At 51.7% G+C, this 17,675-nt stretch carries 19 protein-coding genes; 9 read left to right on the forward strand and 10 right to left on the reverse strand.

Annotated features, from left to right (window positions below; all coding sequences use genetic code 11):
- Nucleotides 1-274 precede the first annotated feature (274 nt).
- On the reverse strand, nt 275-2,416 hold the full coding sequence (locus tag AC16KF_RS04645) for an alpha/beta hydrolase (RefSeq protein WP_484036132.1): 2,142 nt from the start codon (nt 2,414-2,416) through the stop codon (nt 275-277).
- A gap of 71 nt (nt 2,417-2,487) precedes the next feature.
- Between AC16KF_RS04645 and AC16KF_RS04650 the strand changes: the two genes are divergently transcribed.
- Nucleotides 2,488-3,162: a hypothetical protein gene (locus AC16KF_RS04650; RefSeq protein WP_484036133.1), complete on the forward strand. Its 675-nt coding sequence runs from the start codon at nt 2,488-2,490 to the stop codon at nt 3,160-3,162.
- A gap of 165 nt (nt 3,163-3,327) precedes the next feature.
- On the opposite strand, the gene AC16KF_RS04655 is transcribed toward AC16KF_RS04650, so the two are convergent.
- The 9 genes from AC16KF_RS04655 to AC16KF_RS04695 all read right to left on the reverse strand — a co-directional run bounded on the left by AC16KF_RS04655 (nt 3,328) and on the right by AC16KF_RS04695 (nt 10,147).
- The gene (locus AC16KF_RS04655; RefSeq protein ID WP_484036134.1) at nt 3,328-3,606 is read right to left on the reverse strand and encodes a hypothetical protein; all 279 of its coding nucleotides are present in this window, start codon (nt 3,604-3,606) and stop codon (nt 3,328-3,330) included.
- Between the two features lie 25 nt (nt 3,607-3,631).
- Complete coding sequence (locus tag AC16KF_RS04660; protein ID WP_484036135.1) at nt 3,632-3,931, reverse strand: hypothetical protein; 300 nt, start codon at nt 3,929-3,931, stop codon at nt 3,632-3,634.
- 98 nt (nt 3,932-4,029) lie between these two features.
- Complete coding sequence (locus tag AC16KF_RS04665; protein WP_484036136.1) at nt 4,030-4,236, reverse strand: hypothetical protein; 207 nt, start codon at nt 4,234-4,236, stop codon at nt 4,030-4,032.
- A gap of 36 nt (nt 4,237-4,272) precedes the next feature.
- Nucleotides 4,273-4,617 carry a hypothetical protein gene (locus tag AC16KF_RS04670; RefSeq protein ID WP_484036137.1) on the reverse strand — a complete coding sequence of 115 codons (345 nt, stop codon included), beginning with the start codon at nt 4,615-4,617 and terminating at the stop codon, nt 4,273-4,275.
- A 63-nt stretch (nt 4,618-4,680) separates the two neighbouring features.
- Nucleotides 4,681-4,896 (reverse strand): hypothetical protein, encoded by a 216-nt coding sequence (locus AC16KF_RS04675; RefSeq protein WP_484036138.1) that lies wholly within the window; start codon nt 4,894-4,896, stop codon nt 4,681-4,683.
- A gap of 389 nt (nt 4,897-5,285) precedes the next feature.
- Nucleotides 5,286-6,758, reverse strand: a complete 1,473-nt coding sequence (locus AC16KF_RS04680; protein ID WP_484036139.1) for an MDR family MFS transporter — start codon at nt 6,756-6,758, stop codon at nt 5,286-5,288.
- Between the two features lie 506 nt (nt 6,759-7,264).
- Complete coding sequence (locus AC16KF_RS04685) at nt 7,265-8,155, reverse strand: YitT family protein (protein WP_484036140.1); 891 nt, start codon at nt 8,153-8,155, stop codon at nt 7,265-7,267.
- Nucleotides 8,156-8,236: 81 nt separating this feature from the next.
- Complete coding sequence (locus tag AC16KF_RS04690; protein WP_484036141.1) at nt 8,237-9,124, reverse strand: NAD(P)-dependent oxidoreductase; 888 nt, start codon at nt 9,122-9,124, stop codon at nt 8,237-8,239.
- 291 nt (nt 9,125-9,415) lie between these two features.
- On the reverse strand, nt 9,416-10,147 hold the full coding sequence (locus tag AC16KF_RS04695; protein WP_484036142.1) for an SIMPL domain-containing protein: 732 nt from the start codon (nt 10,145-10,147) through the stop codon (nt 9,416-9,418).
- A gap of 114 nt (nt 10,148-10,261) precedes the next feature.
- On the opposite strand from AC16KF_RS04695, the gene AC16KF_RS04700 reads away from it, so the two are divergent.
- From AC16KF_RS04700 to AC16KF_RS04735, 8 genes are all read left to right on the forward strand, one after another.
- A complete protein-coding gene (locus tag AC16KF_RS04700) occupies nt 10,262-11,464 on the forward strand; it encodes a DNA double-strand break repair nuclease NurA (RefSeq protein WP_484036143.1) in 1,203 nt (400 codons plus the stop codon).
- The gene (locus AC16KF_RS04705) at nt 11,464-12,081 is read left to right on the forward strand and encodes a hypothetical protein (protein WP_484036144.1); all 618 of its coding nucleotides are present in this window, start codon (nt 11,464-11,466) and stop codon (nt 12,079-12,081) included. Before AC16KF_RS04700 ends, AC16KF_RS04705 begins: the two co-directional genes overlap by 1 nt.
- Before the next feature lie 267 nt (nt 12,082-12,348).
- Nucleotides 12,349-14,055, forward strand: coding sequence for an ATP-binding protein (locus AC16KF_RS04710; RefSeq protein WP_484036145.1), 1,707 nt, complete (start codon nt 12,349-12,351; stop codon nt 14,053-14,055).
- A 197-nt stretch (nt 14,056-14,252) separates the two neighbouring features.
- The gene (locus AC16KF_RS04715; RefSeq protein WP_484036146.1) at nt 14,253-15,731 is read left to right on the forward strand and encodes a hypothetical protein; all 1,479 of its coding nucleotides are present in this window, start codon (nt 14,253-14,255) and stop codon (nt 15,729-15,731) included.
- 112 nt (nt 15,732-15,843) lie between these two features.
- Entirely contained in the window at nt 15,844-16,452 is a 609-nt protein-coding gene (locus AC16KF_RS04720) for an NUDIX hydrolase (protein ID WP_484036147.1), read from the forward strand.
- Nucleotides 16,453-16,489: 37 nt separating this feature from the next.
- Complete coding sequence (locus AC16KF_RS04725; protein ID WP_484036165.1) at nt 16,490-16,684, forward strand: DpnI domain-containing protein; 195 nt, start codon at nt 16,490-16,492, stop codon at nt 16,682-16,684.
- 284 nt (nt 16,685-16,968) lie between these two features.
- Entirely contained in the window at nt 16,969-17,265 is a 297-nt protein-coding gene (locus AC16KF_RS04730; protein ID WP_484036148.1) for a nucleotidyltransferase domain-containing protein, read from the forward strand.
- Complete coding sequence (locus tag AC16KF_RS04735; RefSeq protein WP_484036149.1) at nt 17,262-17,636, forward strand: HEPN domain-containing protein; 375 nt, start codon at nt 17,262-17,264, stop codon at nt 17,634-17,636. The genes AC16KF_RS04730 and AC16KF_RS04735 overlap by 4 nt, the downstream gene beginning before the upstream one ends.
- Nucleotides 17,637-17,675 lie beyond the last annotated feature (39 nt).

The raw sequence follows: 17,675 nt of genomic DNA on the forward strand, positions 1-17,675 counted from the left end.
CGAGAAGCCCGCCACGAACACAAAGAAACCCTGGGTCTCCCGTAATTAACGGGAAAGAGCTTCACCACGAAGGGCACAAAGTCTTGCGCTGAGTTCGTCGAAGCGACACAAAGGCAAAAACAGAGCCGAGATTCCTTGGGTTTTCCTTTGTGACCGTCGTGTCCTTTGTGTTTGAAAAAAAGGTTTCCCGTTAAAAACGGTAGAGCCGAAACCCTTTAAGAACCTGGCGTTCTGCGCGCCTTTCGCGATAAAAAGGAAAGGGAAGGTAGAGAGTCTATTTTTTAAATGTCAAACTTGCGGTTCTCCCCAGTTGACTGACCCAATCGACAAATAACCACATCCCAATGAGAATGAGAGCTCCATCGAGGATCTGGGACCATAAGGCGTCGAGTTGTTTTGGCGCGGCAGAGCCATTCGAGGGAATGTAGAAACGAAAAACATCCAACGCGTTTTTATGTAATCGTATGAAATAATCGGACACCAGGTGAACAACAGGGATGTCGATCAGCCAGCGGACTGCGAAGAACGCCCCAACGAGAAGGATTAGCCATAGAGCCACGACGGCAAGGTGATGGCGGTAGCGTTGCCACCCGGTGGGCTCGGTATCTTCCGCTTTCTTTCTTGTATCCGCCCCCTTGCCGGTGGACCTGCCCCCTTTCTCGCCTAGATCCGGGTTCCATTCCATGGGTCGCAATTCTCCCAGCGTTCGTTTCGCGAGCGGGGTTGCGAATTTCTCAAGATTGTTCCAATACTCTCCGTGATTCTCGAGGGATGTTTTCGTCCGTATATTGGTTGGGCTGGCTATGCCTCGCGCGAATTTTGTATCCAATGGAGGCGCCTTTTCAAAGTAGGTGTACTCATCCAGTCCATAAAATTCGGTGATCGGGTCTGAGAAATTCCAGAAATTCAACCACTTGAACCCCTTCGGGAAATTCTGCTCCGTCGACACAGAGACCGGGAAACGCTCGTAATACACAGGATCAAGCACGCCCCGCGCATGATGATAGTAACTGAGGACACTGCCGATGGTTGTATAGGTGAAGATTTTGTCCTGGTATTGTTTATCGAGGTAATGGAACAACGCTTCGTACGTGATCGGCGTGCCTTGCGAGTGCGCCACCACATGGATACGTTTGACGCCCGGCTTGTTGTAAAAATAGACGATATCGTTGATCACCGCGCTTCTCACCCGGTTCGATTGCGCCGGGTCCATCGCGTAATTCACCACATCGTCCATGTATCCCACCAACATCACGTTGAGCGCCTTATCGAGCGAGGCGCCAATGCCGCCCAGAAATTTTGTCCATTTCAACAGGCTCACCAGCAGGGCGCCAATGAACCCAATGGGGAGCGTCATAAAGATCAAGTAACGATAGATCAGTGGGGTAAAGAACAGGCGGGTCAGGAATACCTCGTCGACCTTGCCCACAAGTTTCCGGCCGTCTTCCTCATAAGAATAATAATCGGCGATATCCACATCGCTATTGGCGTAGGCTCGGAACCCCCATAAAAGTCCGCGCGCAACCACGAGGGAGGTTTGAAGCCCAAGCAAAACCAAGACAAAGCGCAGGTAAGCCAGCGGTTCGCTCACGAGGAAAAAGATCAAAGCAAGCAGTACCCAATTGGGAAGCACGGGCAGGCTTTTCAACCTCCGATATTTGGCATACTGGTAACTCATGACAGAATGTTCGAGCGCCGGCGCAATCGCCCAGACCGCCCCGGTAAAGATCACGAAGATCAGCCCGTTGAACCCCGGCAGGTTGAAGATCTCATCAGCCAGGATGTTCTTCAACGCTTCGTTGAACCACGTCACCGTAGGCAGAATCTTAATGAACGGCAAAAGAACCAGCACAAACATCAAGAAATAGGAAAAGTAATAACCGAAGTAATCCCAAGCCCGTGTGCCGGGCGTCTTGCCGCGCTGAAAGGCAAAGTTTTGATTGGTCCGTTGATCTTTTAGCCATTTCGTATTCCGTGTGAATACGGCGTTGCGGAGCATGTTCGCAAACACAAACGACGCCATGCGCCATTCCCGCGAGAGATTCCCAAGCGCGCCGGAAGGCAGGGTTTCGGCTTCCCAATAAGACTCCTTCAACCAAAGACGCCTGCTGGTCTGCCGCTCCTGGATTCCTGTTCCAACCTTTTCCTCGAACCGGTGACGGGCGCGGATCTCCGTCACATGTTTGTGCGATTTCCCATCCGTATTATGAGGCGAGGGTAAATAATCTTCGAACCCGGAGGTCAACTGTGTCAGCGTCGCATTTTTATCCAGCGCCTTGATCGCGGGCCAAAATCCGCGTAGAAAGATGTTCAGGTGATCGTCCTCCGCCTGTTCGCCGGCGCCTTTCACGATGAGGATGACGTCGATCTCCGGCTCCTGTCCGTTCTCGTTTTTTGATGTCGCTTTCTTAGCCATTGCCGTCTCCTTTTGCCTGGTGTTGGAACGACTGACCACCCTCCGGTGTATGATAAAAGAATCGCACACCCATGACCCAAAACTCTACATCAGTACAACCCCTCAACACCCGCCGCGTTGCAATGCAAAGCGCCCTCGCCGCCGCGCTATTTCTCGGCTTCCCCGCCGGGCTGTTGCTTTGGCTGATTCTTTTCCGCGAAGCGAACCCGTCTGCAACAGTGGACTCATTGATCGCCCTCCTCCAAGCCCACGGCATCAACAAGATTTTCGCGTTAACGCTCTGCTCGCTCGGCTGGAGTTTTTCACTCGGGCGAATCAGCGGATTCCGCGCCTGGTGGAAGATCGGACTCGCCACCGCCCTCGGATTCATCCTGGCGTGGTTCTCGCCTCTCTCCAACATGGACGGCTGGTTCGCCGATAGGATGCCAATTCCACTCCTCTACGCCCTCACCATGTGCGGAATCGTTTTCAGCGCAACATTCTGCGTCGGCATTGCGTACGGACTCCTGCTCCGCCACCTCAAAGCCGCGTTGACGATGGCTCTCTCAACAAGTTTCACGTCAACGCTCGCCCTCCTGCTGACGATGGTAGTTTTCAATCAATTTGGAATCTATGTGGGAAGCGCGGTTCCCTTCGCCATGTCCAAAGTGACGACGGTGAGTCTGCTCGTATCCGCGATTGCGGGAGGGGCGGTGTTGGGAATACTGTTCACAAGGTTTGTTGAAAATAGATTGCACAACCCCTAGCTCCAGAAGACCGTCCACATAAGAAAAGATTGCCCCCTTAGGGTCGGTACATTAACAACGTTCCGTATGTTTGTTCGCGCGCAGTTGCACTGCAAGCGGGATGCCATGCAACTGCATTACCAACAGGAAATTTATTTTTTTACGAACCCTTAGGTTCAGAAAAATCTAGCTCTTCTCAGGGTATTGCTTCACGCCATCCACCAGCAGTTCATGGCGCCAGGTTTCCATGGTTGCCATGCCGCCGAACCGCTCCAGTTGATACAAAATATGAAGCGAGCATGGTTTGCCATCGATCTTGAAGGGGAAGTCCATATCCTCGCCGCGCGGCAGAGTCCGGCGCAAGATTTCCCGGTGATCCACCGTGGTGACAACCTCCCCAGACATGGCCTGGCTGACTTGAACGGTATGGGGCGAACCAACGACCACTTGCCAATTTGTGATCATGAGAAACTCCTTTCTTGTTCCATGTTCAACGGGCGAATTCAGGCAATCCTCCTGCGAGGGTTGCAAGCATGCGAGTGAGATGATTAAACGCGGCTTGGTTGTCGGGCCCAAGATTCTGCTTCACGATCTCTTTCCACGCGTATAACTCAACCACCTCGTAGAAACCGGGTTGCGCGAAGATTTTCTCAGGGGCTTCGGTAAGCACTTTGAGCCACACATCCTTCCACTGATCGTCCACGATCACCCTGCCCTCGATGATCTCATGGTGGACATTGATCTCATCGATCCATTGCAATGCTCGTTCTTCCTTTTGCTTCTTGTTCATTCTTACCTCTATAGGATTTACGCGGTCGGCTGAAGCGCCGCTACGGCGAAACAAGTTCAACTGCGCAATTCCTACTGTACAAATTGGGCGCGCTCAGCTCAGTTGGCGTAACCAATTGGGCGATACAAAAGCCCATCGGTGAATTTAAAGACGCCTCCACACGCCTCACATTCGATTTCAGGCTCGGCGTCCCTCTCGTATGGGTTGTCGGGCAGAGTCGCCCGCGTAGTCTCATCACAGAGCGGACACTTGATCTCGATGATCGCCAGCCTGCCCTTGACATTCTCCGTTTGATACGCGTTCATCGAACGCTCCTTTCCTGGGAATTCTCTACAGCGCTGTCAATTGGGATGCTTGATCAGCGCAACCACCAACCCGGTCACGGCGCTTTTCAGGTCTCCCAAATGCTCCCGCGAGAAATCCGCCTTCGACATGAGAGGAAGTTTCTGGGAGAGAAAGTAATCCTGAATCCCTTTGATGAAGGTGTTTGGGTTTTGGTCTACAGATTTCACGATGGGCGCATTCCATTCGCCCTCGTGAACGAGATGGATCTCCGCATCCGGGATCCCCACCGCGCGGCGGACGCTGTTCATCCATTTTTCCTCGGAAGAGGTGTCGATCATCATGCCGACTGCCCGATCCTCGGCGCGCGCGAAAAACGCATAGATGGAATTTTGGTTGGACATGGCATCTACTCCTTTGAGCAAATTCGTTGTGAAAAACCAAATGGCGGAAACTGAAAATCTGTTTTAGTTTGCCCTCTGTTTGATCGCCTCCTTTACGTATTGTTCGATCTCCCAATACCGCTCGGGGTGGATGAAAATATAATCGGGCGCATTCGCCAGAATATCCATCCACACAGGTTTTTGTTTCTCGTCTATCGCCGGCTTACCCTCCACCACGTGGGCGGCGTTGATGACATCGAGCATCGCGCCAGCCAAACTTTTCTTTTGTTCCTTGTCCATCACAGCCTCCTTTTGCGAATGCTCCACAAGCAACCGCTACATTTACAATTCGGGTGGGCTTTGGAGACAACAAGAAATGCGCTTCTTTTACCAGACCTCTTGCGAAAGTCTTTTCGCCACAGAGCGCTCAGAGAAAAAAGAGATTTTCTCAAAGGGCTCTGTGGACTCTGTGGCTAACCAAAACTTATTTAGGTAAGAGTTCTACTTTTTAAATACTACAACGCTGTCTCATTGATTCCATGTGTCATTTGTAATGAAAAATCCCCGCCGTTTGTTCGGCGGGGATTCGATTTTGGATGTTAGGGTCTGTACATTAATCACTTCCCATATGTTTGTTCGCTCACAGCGCAACTGCGTCCCCAACAGGGGATTTATATTTTTACGTATCCTTAGTCTGCTATGGCTGGCGCGACAGTTGGGAGGTTGTCCTTCAACTCTTTGCGCGGGGTGAAGATGGCGGCGATCCACCCCAGCACGGCGGCAACGAAGGCGATGATGAAAACGAGGTGAATGGCATTTGCCATCGCGAGGCGCGCGCCCGTTTCGACGACTCCGCCAGACGTGGAGAGAGGGTCGAGGAGTTGGGAGATCAGGCTCACGTCGAGACCGGAGGCGTTGAGGTTGGCGGCGAGTCGCGCGCTCAACGCGGCGCCCATCACGCTCACTCCCAACGTCCCACCCATCGAACGGCTGAATTGAAGCATCGAGGTGGCGGTCCCAAGATGACGCCGTTCGACTGTGGTCTGCACGGCGATCACATACGCGGGGATCGAAAGCCCCATGCCCATGCCCATCAGGGTGACGAAGACCATCACGAAAATGCGATTCGCGTCCGCGCCGAACAAGGCAAGCAGAGACGCGCCGATGAAAAAGAGGCTCGTGCCAATGATGCTCAAGCGACGATAGCCAACCTTCAACAAAATACGCGAGCCGAAAATACTGCATGCCACCCAGCCCAGCAACATCGGCGTGACGGTGACGCCCGCCTGCGTGGGGCTTGCGCCCAGCACCGATTGCACAAAAAGCGGAATGAATGAGATCGTGCCGAACACTGCCCAGCCGGTGAACAAGCCGTGCGATGTGGCGGTGGCAAAAAGCCTGTCGCGGAACAACGCCAGCGGCAGGATCGGGTCGGCGGCGCGGCGCTCCACGTGAAAGAGAATCACGAAGAGACCAACCGCAGACGCGATGAAAACCCAGCCCTGGGATGTGCCGAGTTCCATTAACCCGAGCAGGAGCAGGACGACGCTTGCCGACAACAACGCCGCGCCGGCATAATCTACCGCGGGTCTTTCGTGACTGTATGCCTGATCCCGCCACGCAAACGCGACCAACACCCCGGCGATCAGACCGGGAAACACGTTGATGTAGAAGATCCAATGCCATGAAAGTTGATCCACGATGAAACCGCCTAAGAGCGGGCCCGCCACCGAGGAGACTCCCCACACGCCTGAAAAGACCCCCTGCATTTTGGTGCGTTGTTCGAGTGAAAACATTTCGCCGATGAGGATAAACGCCAACGGCATGATCCCGCCCGCGCCGATTCCCTGCAAGGCGCGCGCGAGGATCAAGTGGGTCAGCGTGGTTGCCATTCCGCACAGCACAGAGCCGATGAGGAAGAGCGCCATCGCAAAGACATACAATTTGCGCCTGCCGTAAATATCCGAAAGTTTTCCATACAGGGGAACGGTGGTTGTAGACGTCAGCATGAACGCCGAAAAAACCCATGAGTAATTTTCCAGCCCGCCCAGTTGACCGACAATGGTGGGCATGGCGGTGGCAACGACGGTGGATTCCATCGACGCGAGGAACAGACTGAGCATAATGCCCACTGTGACAAGAATGATGCGATTGCGCGACATGTTTTCCTTATTTGGGTGAAGTGAATACAAAGCCTCGACGGGCTTTGCGCTGATAATCATACCATGCGAATTCAAGACAGCCGCGCAATAGGGCTATCGCATTTAGGGCAATCGCATTTGGATTTTTTGTCCGCTAATCCTCGCGAATTCACGCTAATCTTTCTCGGGAAAATTCGCGCAGATTGGCGAAGATTGGCGGATTCGAAGGCAAAACACCGTGTTTTGAGCCTCGAGATTTTCTAATGCGATTGCCCTACTATCGCATTTCTCTACCGTACAGGAAAGATTTTTACCGCAAAGCACTAAGGTCGCCAAGTGAAAAAGGTTTTCTTTGCGTTCTTTGCGGGTGTCGCATGGCGCCATGGCGACACTTAGCGGTGCAAATGTAAGGTAGAGAGTGATTCAAAAGAAAAAATCTGCGTTTCACCTGCCCTTGCGGGCGGTGCAAGGGTCAGCGTGAATCAGCGTCCCGATTTTGAAAGCGTAAGGTAATCAGATTGTCTGTTTTATTTCCCCTTCAACGGCTTGAACCCCTCACCCAGCGCCTCGTGCGCCGCGCCAACGACCAGGAACGCGCGCGAATCGCATTCATTGACGATGGCTTTGAGCGTGGATACTTCGGCGCGGGTGATGACGCAATACAGCACGGGGCGATTTGCCTTCGTGTACGCGCCCGAACCTTCGAGAACGGTGACGCCGCGTTGCAGTTCATCCAACAAACGTTGGGCAATCGCTTCCGATTCCGAGGTGACGATCATTGCCGTGCGGACGGTGCCGCCGCCTTCGAGGGTCGTTTCGGCGACAAGTCCGCTGACGTACAACGCGATCATCGCGTAGAGGGCTTGCTTCCAGCCGAACACAAACCCCGCGCCGAGGATGACCGCTGAATCGACGAAGAGATAACTTTGCGTGATGGGAATACCGCGCCAGTTGTTGAGGATGCGCGCGAGAATGTCCGAACCGCCGCTGGTGCCGCGCGCGCGATAGACGAGTCCGTAGCCGATACCGCTCACAATGGCTCCGTATAACGTGTTGAGGAACACATCGCCTCGCAGGTCGCGGATCAACGCCGCGCCGGCGCCGCCCTCCGCAAAGAGCAGAGTGTTTGGCAACAGATCGATGAAAATTGAGTATGTGGCAATAGCAACGGCAGTCCGCAAAGCAAAGCGATACCCGCCAAGGAAACGCCAGCCCAAAATAAAAAGCGGAACGTTTCCGATGAGGATCATCAAACCGATCTGCCAGCCCGTGAAATGATTGATGAGTTGCGCGACCCCGCTCACACCGCCCGAAGCAAGATTGGCGGGGATGAAGAACGTCCGGAGCGAGAACGCCTGGATCAAGGCAGAGAGGATGATGAGGAAATAATCGCGGAGGGTGGGAAGATATTTTTTCATTTTATTTTCTGTAGGGGCGGGGTTTCCCTGCCCAATGGTTGAATCACGAACACGGGGCGAGATGACCTCGCCCCTACAATATCAATCCAAAATTTCAACCCCCGCCAACTTCTCGATCACACCGACCACCGCCGAATTATCGAGTTCGCCCATGCCGGCGTCGATCATCTGTTGAAAGAGTTTTGTATTTTCAAGGGTGGACGACACAGGGACATGATATTCCCTCGCCGTATCGAGCACGATCCGCAGATCCTTCAACTGCATGCGCGCCTTGAAGCCGGGGTTGCGATTGCCATCGAACAACCGCGGCGGCTTCACATCCAGCGTCCAGCATTGCGCCGCGCCGCCTTTGATCGCCTCCACCACCTTGCGCGGATCGACTCCCGCCTTCTTCGCGAAGACGAGCAACTCTCCCATCGCCGCCATCTGCGCGGCGACCATGATCTGGTTGGCGGCTTTTGCCACCTGCCCCGCTCCCGCGTCACCGACGTGTGTGACTGTCTTGCCCATGGCAAGCAACACCGGCATAACGCGCTCCAAGGCGGATGCCTCGCCGCCGACCATAATGGCGAGCGTGCCGTTCCTCGCGCCGATATCGCCGCCCGAGACGGGGGCATCGAGCGCAAGCACGTCCTTCTCTTTTAACGTTTCCGCGATCATCCGCGCCGAGGCGGGTTTGATGGTGGAGTTATCGACATACACCAGCCCATGATGCGCGCCTTCGATGATTCCTTGTTCGCCGAGGACAACCTTTTCCACGTCGGGCGAATCAGGCAGGTTGGTGAACACCACATCCACTTGTGAGGCAACTTCACGGGGGGATGAAGCGGCAATCGCGCCTTCCGCCACAAGTTCATCCACCGCGGCGCGCGAACGGTTATGAACCACAACGGGGAATCCCGCGTTCAAAATATTCCGGGCGATGGACTTGCCCATCAATCCCAGACCGATATATCCGACTTTCAACATGATGACTCCTTTTCACCGCGAAGGTTTTGACATTATCTCTTTACCGTACATCTACACCGCTAAGTGTCGCCATGGTGCCATGCGACACCCGCAAAGAAAACCTTTTTAACTTGGCGGCCTTAGCGTGCTTTGCGGTAAAAGTCTTCTCATGTACGGTAGAGAAGAAATTATACCCTTGGAAGATTCGCAGAGATCGGCAAGGAGCAGTGGAAACTTTAAAAGCGGAGAGCCTGCCCCTTGAGGAGGAGAGGCAGGCTCAGGCTGGGAGAGACGCGGGAGCGCGTCGTCTTTTTATTTGATTTGGTACGTCACGTTGACGGTCACAACGAAAGTGAGTTGTCCGGGCGCGATCGGCACTGCCGCCGCTTCTGCCCCGCCGCCACCGCCGCCGCCGCGTCCGTCATACAAAGGATAGGGCTGGTTATCGACGAACGTGATGGTCTGAATTTCGCCCAGCGAAACGCCAGCCACCGAGGACAATTCCTCCGCTTTCGACTTCGCGTCGGCGAGCGCATCGGCGCGGGCTTGCTTGAGGGCTGAGTCCTTATCCGCCACATCGAACTGGATGCTGTTGACCGTGTTCGCGCCGGCGGTCACGACCGTATCGAGTAATCCGCCGAGTTTGCTCAGGTCGCGGATCGTCACATAGACGGTATTATCCACCGAGTAATACTTTTCGCCGGTGGGGGCGCCGGTCAGCGGATCGTATTTGTCGAACGGATAAATGCTGAAGTTGGTCGTGCGGATATCCTTGGCGTCGATGCCAAAATTGGTCAGCGCTTCGATCATCTGCTGAGTTTGGGCATTATTCGCCTGCACCGCTTCAGAAGCGGAGGGCAGTTCGGTGTGCACACCCAGATAAATATAGGCGATATCCGGCACAAGGTTGGCTGTGCCAGAGCCAGCCACGCTCATCGTGCGGTTCGGCGCGCTATTGCCACTCACGGCGGGCGCAACCCCGCACGCGCTGACAACCAGAGCCAGCAAGGCAAGTGTTGCAACTACAATGGTTTTGGTTTTCATTCATACTCCTTTTCATATGATTGCCACTATGAAGACGCTGGGCGCGAGGGAAAGTTCCCGCGCATGGCTTGAATTTTAACCGCTTTGCCTGTACAATCCTTGTACATTTGTTCTATGCCGATCAACTATCAGGAAGTTTACACGCAGATCCAATCCATTGGCGCGGGCGCAAAAGAGAGGCGAAAGAAGAAAGAGGACGCCCAAGCCCAAGCGCGCCGCCTGCTCGAACAATTCGGCAGTCAACTGGATTTCCTCCGCTCGAAAGTGGATTCCGCCAAACAAGCGGATACGAACATCCGCTGCGCCTGCCCATTGGATGAACCCCTCGCTTCTTCCTTCGACGTTCAGCCTGTCTCTGTTTCCCCAACCTTAATCGCCGCCGACGGTTCGCAAGCCATCGCCGACCGGCACAGCCCGGTTCAGTTTTGCGTCATCAATGTGGGGGCGATCTGCATGAAACCCAACTCCGGCGAAACGCCCGCGGTTGAAGTGGAAAGCGAACTTTTCTACGGCGATGCCATCGAAGAGAACGGTCTCACCACCGATGGCGGCGTGGCATTGCGGCGCGACCTTGCGGAACGCAGTGTCATCGAAACACTAAGCAAAGATCTGAGCGAGTCGGTCGTTTCATTTACAGACGGCACGCTGGAGATTTTTCGCGCCAAAGATATTGACAGCCCCAGCGCGTATCGCTCCATCCTGGATAAGTACGTCTCTGTCCTCTCGCGCTTGCAGGAGCGCGGCGTCGTTTCGGCGGGATACATCGACAAACCCTCGTCGAGCTTGGTTGTGAAGCTTCTTGAATTGACCCAGATCACCATCCCTGAAGAAATGGAAAAACTGCGCAACGCCCCGCCGCTGAAATACGTCACCGACCGCTGGCTGTTTGGCTACAATAATAAATTATTCCAGTTACTCCCGCCCGGTCATCGTTCGGCATGTTTCAAAATCCAATCCAATTCCGAGAAGACGTATAAGGGCGTGCTGGAACTTCACTTCTTCTATCTCAACGTCGGCACGGATGGACATCCCTGGCCCGTGCGCGTCGAAATCCCCAAATGGGTGGTGGATGACAAAGAGAAGTTGAATTTGCTTCACGCGGTTCTCGTCGAGCAATGCAAGATGATGGGGAATAAACCCTACCCTTATTTGCTTAATCGCGCTCATGAAATTGCAGTGGTCAAGAACGAAGAAAAACATCAGATTGAACAGTTGCTTTCTATGGAACTGAGAAAACAAGGCGAAGAAACTGACGACACTTCCCATAAACAAACAGGCAAGGATTCTCTCTCAAGCGGCAGAAAGAGGTATGGATAATGACAAGCCAAATCGAAATCGGACGGTTACTCCGCGCAGGGACAACGGGATTCGTGGCGGGATGCCGCGTCAACCAACTGGATGCGCCGTCGTTTGGGGCGTTGGTGCGCGCGCCGCTGGGGGAAACCTATCAGATCTTCGGAATCATCTACGACATTCACATTGACGATGACGGGCTGGTGCGTCAACTCGTCACAGCAGATAATGTCAGCGACGAGGTGATGAAAGACAACCGCGAGCGAAGAATCGTGCCCGTGGAAATGTCCGTGCTGGCGGTGGGATACGAGCAGGATGGGAAGATTCATCACCTTCTGCCGCCGCGTCCGCCCTTGAGTTTGGATGTGATCTTCAAGTGTGATAACAACGACCTCGCGCGCTTCACCGAGAAGTTCGGATATTTCAGGCACATCTTGAACAATCAGGAAATTCCTATTGGTGAAGTAGTTGCGGCGCATATTTTGCAGGCAAGTAAAGCAAGGGGCGTGGAAAGTGGAAAGCATGCCCTGAGCAACGCCGAAGGGTGGAAAGAGGCAGCGACGCATGAAGTGATTACCTTATTGCGCGATGATTACCCGACGTTGATGTCCGTGCTGGGCGCGTTGAGCGATGTTGCATGATGACAATCCCGAAGGGATGGCATGATTGTAGACTTGGAAGAATATGGATTGCCAATCGCGAAGCGATGGCATGATTGGACAAGTCTATGACACCCCTTCGGGGTTGGAATGAATTGATTGGCGATTCTACAGTCGTTTCATCCCTTCGGGATTGAATATTGAACCACGGAGACGCGGAGTCACGGAAAATTATTTTGCTTATTGGCGGTTCTCGATACGGGCTTCGCCCTACTCGACCACTGAGTTGGAAAGGAATGAGAGGTATTTATGGAACAACGAACAAAAGTTGGATATTTGGTTGGCGGCGGATTAAAAGAAAACTTTCGCGTGAGGCTCACTGTTTCCCCGCAGGAGATTCAGGAGGGAGCGTTTGTGGTCATCCAAAGCGGAGAGTGGAATTATTACGGCATCGTCACGGACATCGTCCTTGGGGCGACGGACCCGCGCTTTGCGGATGAGCAGATGGAGGGACGGTTCCCGTCGCATATTTCGAAGGCGTTGCACGGGCAGACGCTGTACGCGAATCTCGAAGTGTTGCCGAACCTGATGCTGGAGATCGGTCCGCAGTTGGGGACGGCGGGGTATAAAGATTGGCGCGGTCGAATCGACGCGGGACTCAAAGATGAGCCGCGCATATTGCCCGTCAAGAATGTGCCGCCGCATCACGCGCAGGTATTTTTGGCGAACGAAGGCGACATCGCGGAAATTTTCGGTGACCCGAACGAGAAGGGGAACTTCATCATCGGGTACACGCGCGAACAGGATCATCCCGTGTGCATTGACATGGAGAAGTTCGTGCAGAGATCGTCGGGCGTGTTCGGCGCGACTGGCACGGGCAAGTCGTTCCTCACGCGGCTCGTGCTGGCGGGGTTGATGCACTACAACAAAGCCTCGGTGTTCGTGCTGGATATGCACAACGAGTATGGTTTTGACGATGTGGCGTCAGACACGAAAAAAGCCGTGACGGGATTGAAGACCAAGTTCAAGTCGAAGGTTCGAATCGTCGGCTTGGGAGGCGGATCAACCATCCGAGGGCAAGTCCCCGATTTTAATTTGGAGATCTCGACGGGCGATATATCCACAAGTGACATCGAGACGTTGATGCGCGAATTGAATCTGCGCGAGACGACTCCGACGACGTTGAACGCGTTGTACGCGTCGTTTCGAGATGAGTGGTTCGCGCGGTTCCGCGATATGTCGCGTGAGACAGTGATCATCGAAGATGAAAGAGGAAAGAAGAAAGAAGTGCCTGCGGAGGGAAGTGTGGCGGCGTGGGCAAATGAAAATGGAGTCAACGTGGCGGCGGCGGAGGCTCTGCACGACAAACTGCGCAGGCTGTTCGGCAAGCCGTATATCGTGGAGAAGCCCGCGGCGGATTCGGTGAAGGAGATCATCGCCTCGCTGGAGAACGGACAGCATGTGATCCTGTCGTTCGGCGAACACGAAAGCGACCTGGATTATCTGCTCGTATCGAATCTGTTGACGCGCAAGATCCGCAACGCGTGGGAGCATAAGACCAACGCGTTCCGCACGCATGGAAAAGAGGAGCCGCGTCAGTTGATCATCGTCGTTGAAGAGGCGCACAAATTGCTGAACCGCGAGATGGCGGCGCAAACGACCTTTGCGACCATCGCGCGCGAACTCCGCAAATATTATGTGACGCTGTTGATCGTGGACCAGCGCCCGTCGCAAATTTATGACGAGGTCATGTCACAGTTGGGGACGCGCATCTCAGGCTGGCTCGGCGACGAGGACGATATCCACGCTGTTCTTTCGGGTCTCGCGGGACGGGAGGCGTTACGCGGTATGCTGGCGCGACTCCAACCGAAAGAGGAAGTGCTTCTGCTCGGCTGGGGAGTGCCGATGCCTCTGCCTGTGCGCTCGCGCAGGTATGACGAGGAGTTTTGGAAGGAATTGCTCGGAGGCAAGGAAAAACGCAGTAAAGAACAGAGCTTGCAAGACCTAGGATTTTAAGTGAGCAAGGAGCAGAATTTGCCTGTCCCGCCAACGGCGGGGAAGGAGTTGGGGTTTTAGGTTTGAGAGGGCAGGTTGCAAATCTGTCCTTTTGATTTACCTACACGTATAGTAATTTGCTCATTTCTTCTGTACAATACTCTCAATGGATAATCAAGATACGCAGTATTTACTGAATTTACAGGAAGGAGTTGTTTATGTCTTACGTAGATCTTCTTGATAGTTCTAAAACAGCCTATCCGAATGAGTTTGCGACAGAGTGGTGGAGAAAATCTTCTAAAGAGATACAAGGAAATGCAATTTCCCTTGCAAATGCAGAATTAATGCTACGAATACTACATGGTGAAACTATTCTTTTATCAAACAACCAAGCATTTGATTCGGTAGCATTTCTACGATCAGTCCCAGAATTAATGCGTATGGACTCTTTAGATCGCCCCCCGATAGCGCTTTCATATTTTAAATCTGGAGTGGTAGCACCAGCGGAATATACTCCCGAAGCGTTGGTAGACTTAAGCGTTGAGTATCTAACAAAGAAAATTTTTGTATTTTCCGCTTGGGTAGGCATGGATGATAATACCAAAATACGAGACCGAATGGTTGACGCTTTGAGAAATAGCGACGAATCAAGAAGATTTATTTCAATGGTTGAAAATGTGTTCCTTGACCTTGACTCGAGCATAAGAGAGGATTTTCGGAAGCAAGCCCACAGTTTACAAAAATTTTATAATTATTTACGGAAATTACACCCTCTTGAAAAAAAGGTTGTTAGAGTAGCAGGAAAATCCGATCGTCTAATATGGAAAGATTTAGACGATCTTCAATATTCGCCTTCAAAAGGAATTCCTTTTGAAGCCATAAAAAAACTTGACGAAAAATTGATGTCTCAAAACCTTCATGGTTCCCGAGAAGATCGTAGTGTACTTTATCGATTAATTGAGGACTTTGGAATTGACCTACGGCGTGATCTAAAAGATTACATTGACATATCCTATAACAAGAAACTTGGAGCATCCGTAAGCCCGAGAGGGCGCGGTGTTTATTCGGTTACAGACCATGATCCTAATACCCCATCATCTCATGGGGAACAAATACTGGAAAATGCAGAGACATTAAACACAGAATATGGAATTGTTGCAGAGGAAGCCTTAGAAATCTTTCTGCCTAAAAAGACTGAAGATGGTTCAGTGTTAAACGTTTTAACTTGGGATGATGTTGTTGATGTGATGAATGAAGACAAAGCAGTTCGTGAGAGTGCCTATAATTTACAAGATAATCTTGCATTATATAATAAACTTGACTCCAAAGACCCTGATTTCAGTAAAAAGTTGGAGGAGTGGAAGAAAATAACAAGCGAATCCTTTGAGAGCCATCAAACCCTTTTAGCTTCGTCGTTGGGAAAAAAAATACAATATGATTCGAAGACCAAAAGCCTAACTTCGTTTATAGTACCAGGCGTAACCGCCTTAGGAGCCGTTGTTGGTAGTGCGGTTGGTTTTTATGCTCAAAACTCATTGTTTTGGACTGCCGCTGGCGCTGCTACAGCCAGTATTCTGTCATTGAAGCTAGAGAAAATGGCTGAGAAATCTGAGAAAGATAAATTAGAGTCAACAGCCATTGCGCGTGTTCGCGAGGACCTAAAGAGGTCAGTAAAATTGCCTGATAGCCACGAATAAGAATTCTCTAACAAGACTTATGAATTTGCACATCAACTTGCACTACTAGAAGTTTTCGCTCTAACAAATTAGAAATAATAAGCACACAAAATTGAATTAAAGGAAAAACAAAGTGGAAAATAATGTACCGTTGAGAAAAAAAGAAATTGCAAATAGCCAAAAAAACCTTGATTGGCAGTCTGGAGAAGTTAACACGAGCGTTATTTTGGAGAACTCCAAACTAAATGTAAAATTGTTGCGCTATATGATTACATCATCGAACGGCGAATTCTTGTATGACACCTATTCAATTAAAGAGTCGAAAAACAATACGGTGGTTTTGGTTCGGAATCAGAAAAACGAAATTGGGCTTGTATGGGAGTGGCGTCCTATTCCAGAAAAATGGTTTTGGGCTTGTCCAAGAGGCTTCGCTGACTCTAATGATGACGACAATCTTGCGACTGCAAAGAGAGAAATGATTGAAGAGATCGGCAATTGCGAAGTTGTCGATAGCAAAAAAATAGGAAATTTATATTCAAACACAGCTTTCTTTGAAAATCCTATTGGTTTGGTTCTTCTTGATGTGGAAGAAGTCGAGACGCAAACAAATCAAGAAGAGGGCATAGCGGATTTCAAGTTTTATTCCAAAAAAGAACTGCTCAAGATGATACGGGAAGACAAGGTTGAAGATACCTTTACGCTTAGCGCGATCATGAGGTATTTTGCGCTTGAAGGGCTCTAGCATACAAAGATTCGCTGATAAGTAATTAACGAGAGAAATCGCAAATGAATATTCAAGCCCCGCCCAGCGCATCCGCGTGATGATGGAGGAATGGGTCAGCCGTGCGGGGTTCCGTCCCAATTGCGGGAGGGCGCTGAGTCAATTTGAGAACAACAAACCCGTCGCTGATTTTTGTTGCGGGAATTGTTCGGAAGAATACGAGAAGGGACCTCACCCAGATCAAGGTGATTGATCGGCGTGTTGATTTGTCCCTTCGCGAAGCACCCTGTGGGCTCCCAAGGGAGAAGGCATGGAGTTGACTTCTTTTCTGTGAGGCGGAGCGGTTGAGTTTCCAAGAAAAAGTTTTGTTTGAGGAGCAAAATGCTTCTCACCCTTGGGGGACGCGTACCCGAGTGTAGCGAGTGGTAGACGGGAGAGGGGTTTACAGGGTTGAAACGAGGGATGCAAGCCAGATTTTGGATGGTGGGGTAAAATCATTGTATGAAGTCGAAAGTCCCAGCACACATCAGGAAACTGATGAGCGAACTGAAAGAAGGTCTCACCCGCATATACGGGGATACGTTGAAAGCCGTCTATTTGTACGGATCATACGCGCGCGGAGATTACCGCGATGGCTCAGATGTGGATGTGATGATTTTGTTGTCCGATTATCAGGATTATTGGAAAGAATGGGGACGTTCCAGTGATTACGTCAGTGATGTGTCGCTTGAATATGACGTTACGATAAGTTGCATCCTCATCAAAGAAATACAATGGAAACAGTCTGAGAAGCCAGTGTTATACAACATTCGCAGAGAAGGATTGCCTGCATGAAGGAACATTCCAGCAAACTGCTTGCCAAAGCATTGGATACGATTGAGGGCGCGGAGGGTTTGCTGAATATGGGGAAGGAAGAGATAGCCGCGGGACGCGCATATTACGCAATGTTCTATGTCGCCGAAGCATTGTTGTTTGAAATCGGCTTGCAATTCAGCCAACACGGTCAGGTCATTGCGGCATATGGAAAACACTTTGCGAAAACCAAAGAACTCGACCCAAAATTTCATCGCTGGCTCAGAGGTGGATTCGACACCCGCATTTCTGGCGATTATGATGTTGATGCTGAAATCAGCAGGGAACTTGCGGCAGAGTTGATCAATCAGGCGCGCGAATTCCTTGAAGCCGCGCAACAATATCTGAAATAACGAGAACGATTCGCCAACCACTGGGCTGAACTAGTCCAG

It is taken from the genome of Candidatus Defluviilinea gracilis (assembly GCF_057138825.1).

Bases quoted from the DNA above. Each gene is read 5' to 3' on its own strand.
- AC16KF_RS04655 (WP_484036134.1), bottom strand. From the start codon at position 3,606: ATGATCACAAATTGGCAAGTGGTCGTTGGTTCGCCCCATACCGTTCAA.
- AC16KF_RS04670 (WP_484036137.1), bottom strand. From the start codon at position 4,617: ATGTCCAACCAAAATTCCATCTATGCGTTTTTCGCGCGCGCCGAGGAT.
- AC16KF_RS04665 (WP_484036136.1), bottom strand. From the start codon at position 4,236: ATGAACGCGTATCAAACGGAGAATGTCAAGGGCAGGCTGGCGATCATC.
- AC16KF_RS04660 (WP_484036135.1), bottom strand. From the start codon at position 3,931: ATGAACAAGAAGCAAAAGGAAGAACGAGCATTGCAATGGATCGATGAG.
- AC16KF_RS04675 (WP_484036138.1), bottom strand. From the start codon at position 4,896: ATGGACAAGGAACAAAAGAAAAGTTTGGCTGGCGCGATGCTCGATGTC.
- AC16KF_RS04715 (WP_484036146.1), top strand. From the start codon at position 14,253: ATGTCTTACGTAGATCTTCTTGATAGTTCTAAAACAGCCTATCCGAAT.
- AC16KF_RS04710 (WP_484036145.1), top strand. From the start codon at position 12,349: ATGGAACAACGAACAAAAGTTGGATATTTGGTTGGCGGCGGATTAAAA.
- AC16KF_RS04730 (WP_484036148.1), top strand. From the start codon at position 16,969: ATGAGCGAACTGAAAGAAGGTCTCACCCGCATATACGGGGATACGTTG.
- AC16KF_RS04705 (WP_484036144.1), top strand. From the start codon at position 11,464: ATGACAAGCCAAATCGAAATCGGACGGTTACTCCGCGCAGGGACAACG.
- AC16KF_RS04650 (WP_484036133.1), top strand. From the start codon at position 2,488: ATGACCCAAAACTCTACATCAGTACAACCCCTCAACACCCGCCGCGTT.
- AC16KF_RS04735 (WP_484036149.1), top strand. From the start codon at position 17,262: ATGAAGGAACATTCCAGCAAACTGCTTGCCAAAGCATTGGATACGATT.
- AC16KF_RS04685 (WP_484036140.1), bottom strand. From the start codon at position 8,155: ATGAAAAAATATCTTCCCACCCTCCGCGATTATTTCCTCATCATCCTC.
- AC16KF_RS04700 (WP_484036143.1), top strand. From the start codon at position 10,262: ATGCCGATCAACTATCAGGAAGTTTACACGCAGATCCAATCCATTGGC.
- AC16KF_RS04695 (WP_484036142.1), bottom strand. From the start codon at position 10,147: ATGAAAACCAAAACCATTGTAGTTGCAACACTTGCCTTGCTGGCTCTG.
- AC16KF_RS04645 (WP_484036132.1), bottom strand. From the start codon at position 2,416: ATGGCTAAGAAAGCGACATCAAAAAACGAGAACGGACAGGAGCCGGAG.
- AC16KF_RS04690 (WP_484036141.1), bottom strand. From the start codon at position 9,124: ATGTTGAAAGTCGGATATATCGGTCTGGGATTGATGGGCAAGTCCATC.
- AC16KF_RS04680 (WP_484036139.1), bottom strand. From the start codon at position 6,758: ATGTCGCGCAATCGCATCATTCTTGTCACAGTGGGCATTATGCTCAGT.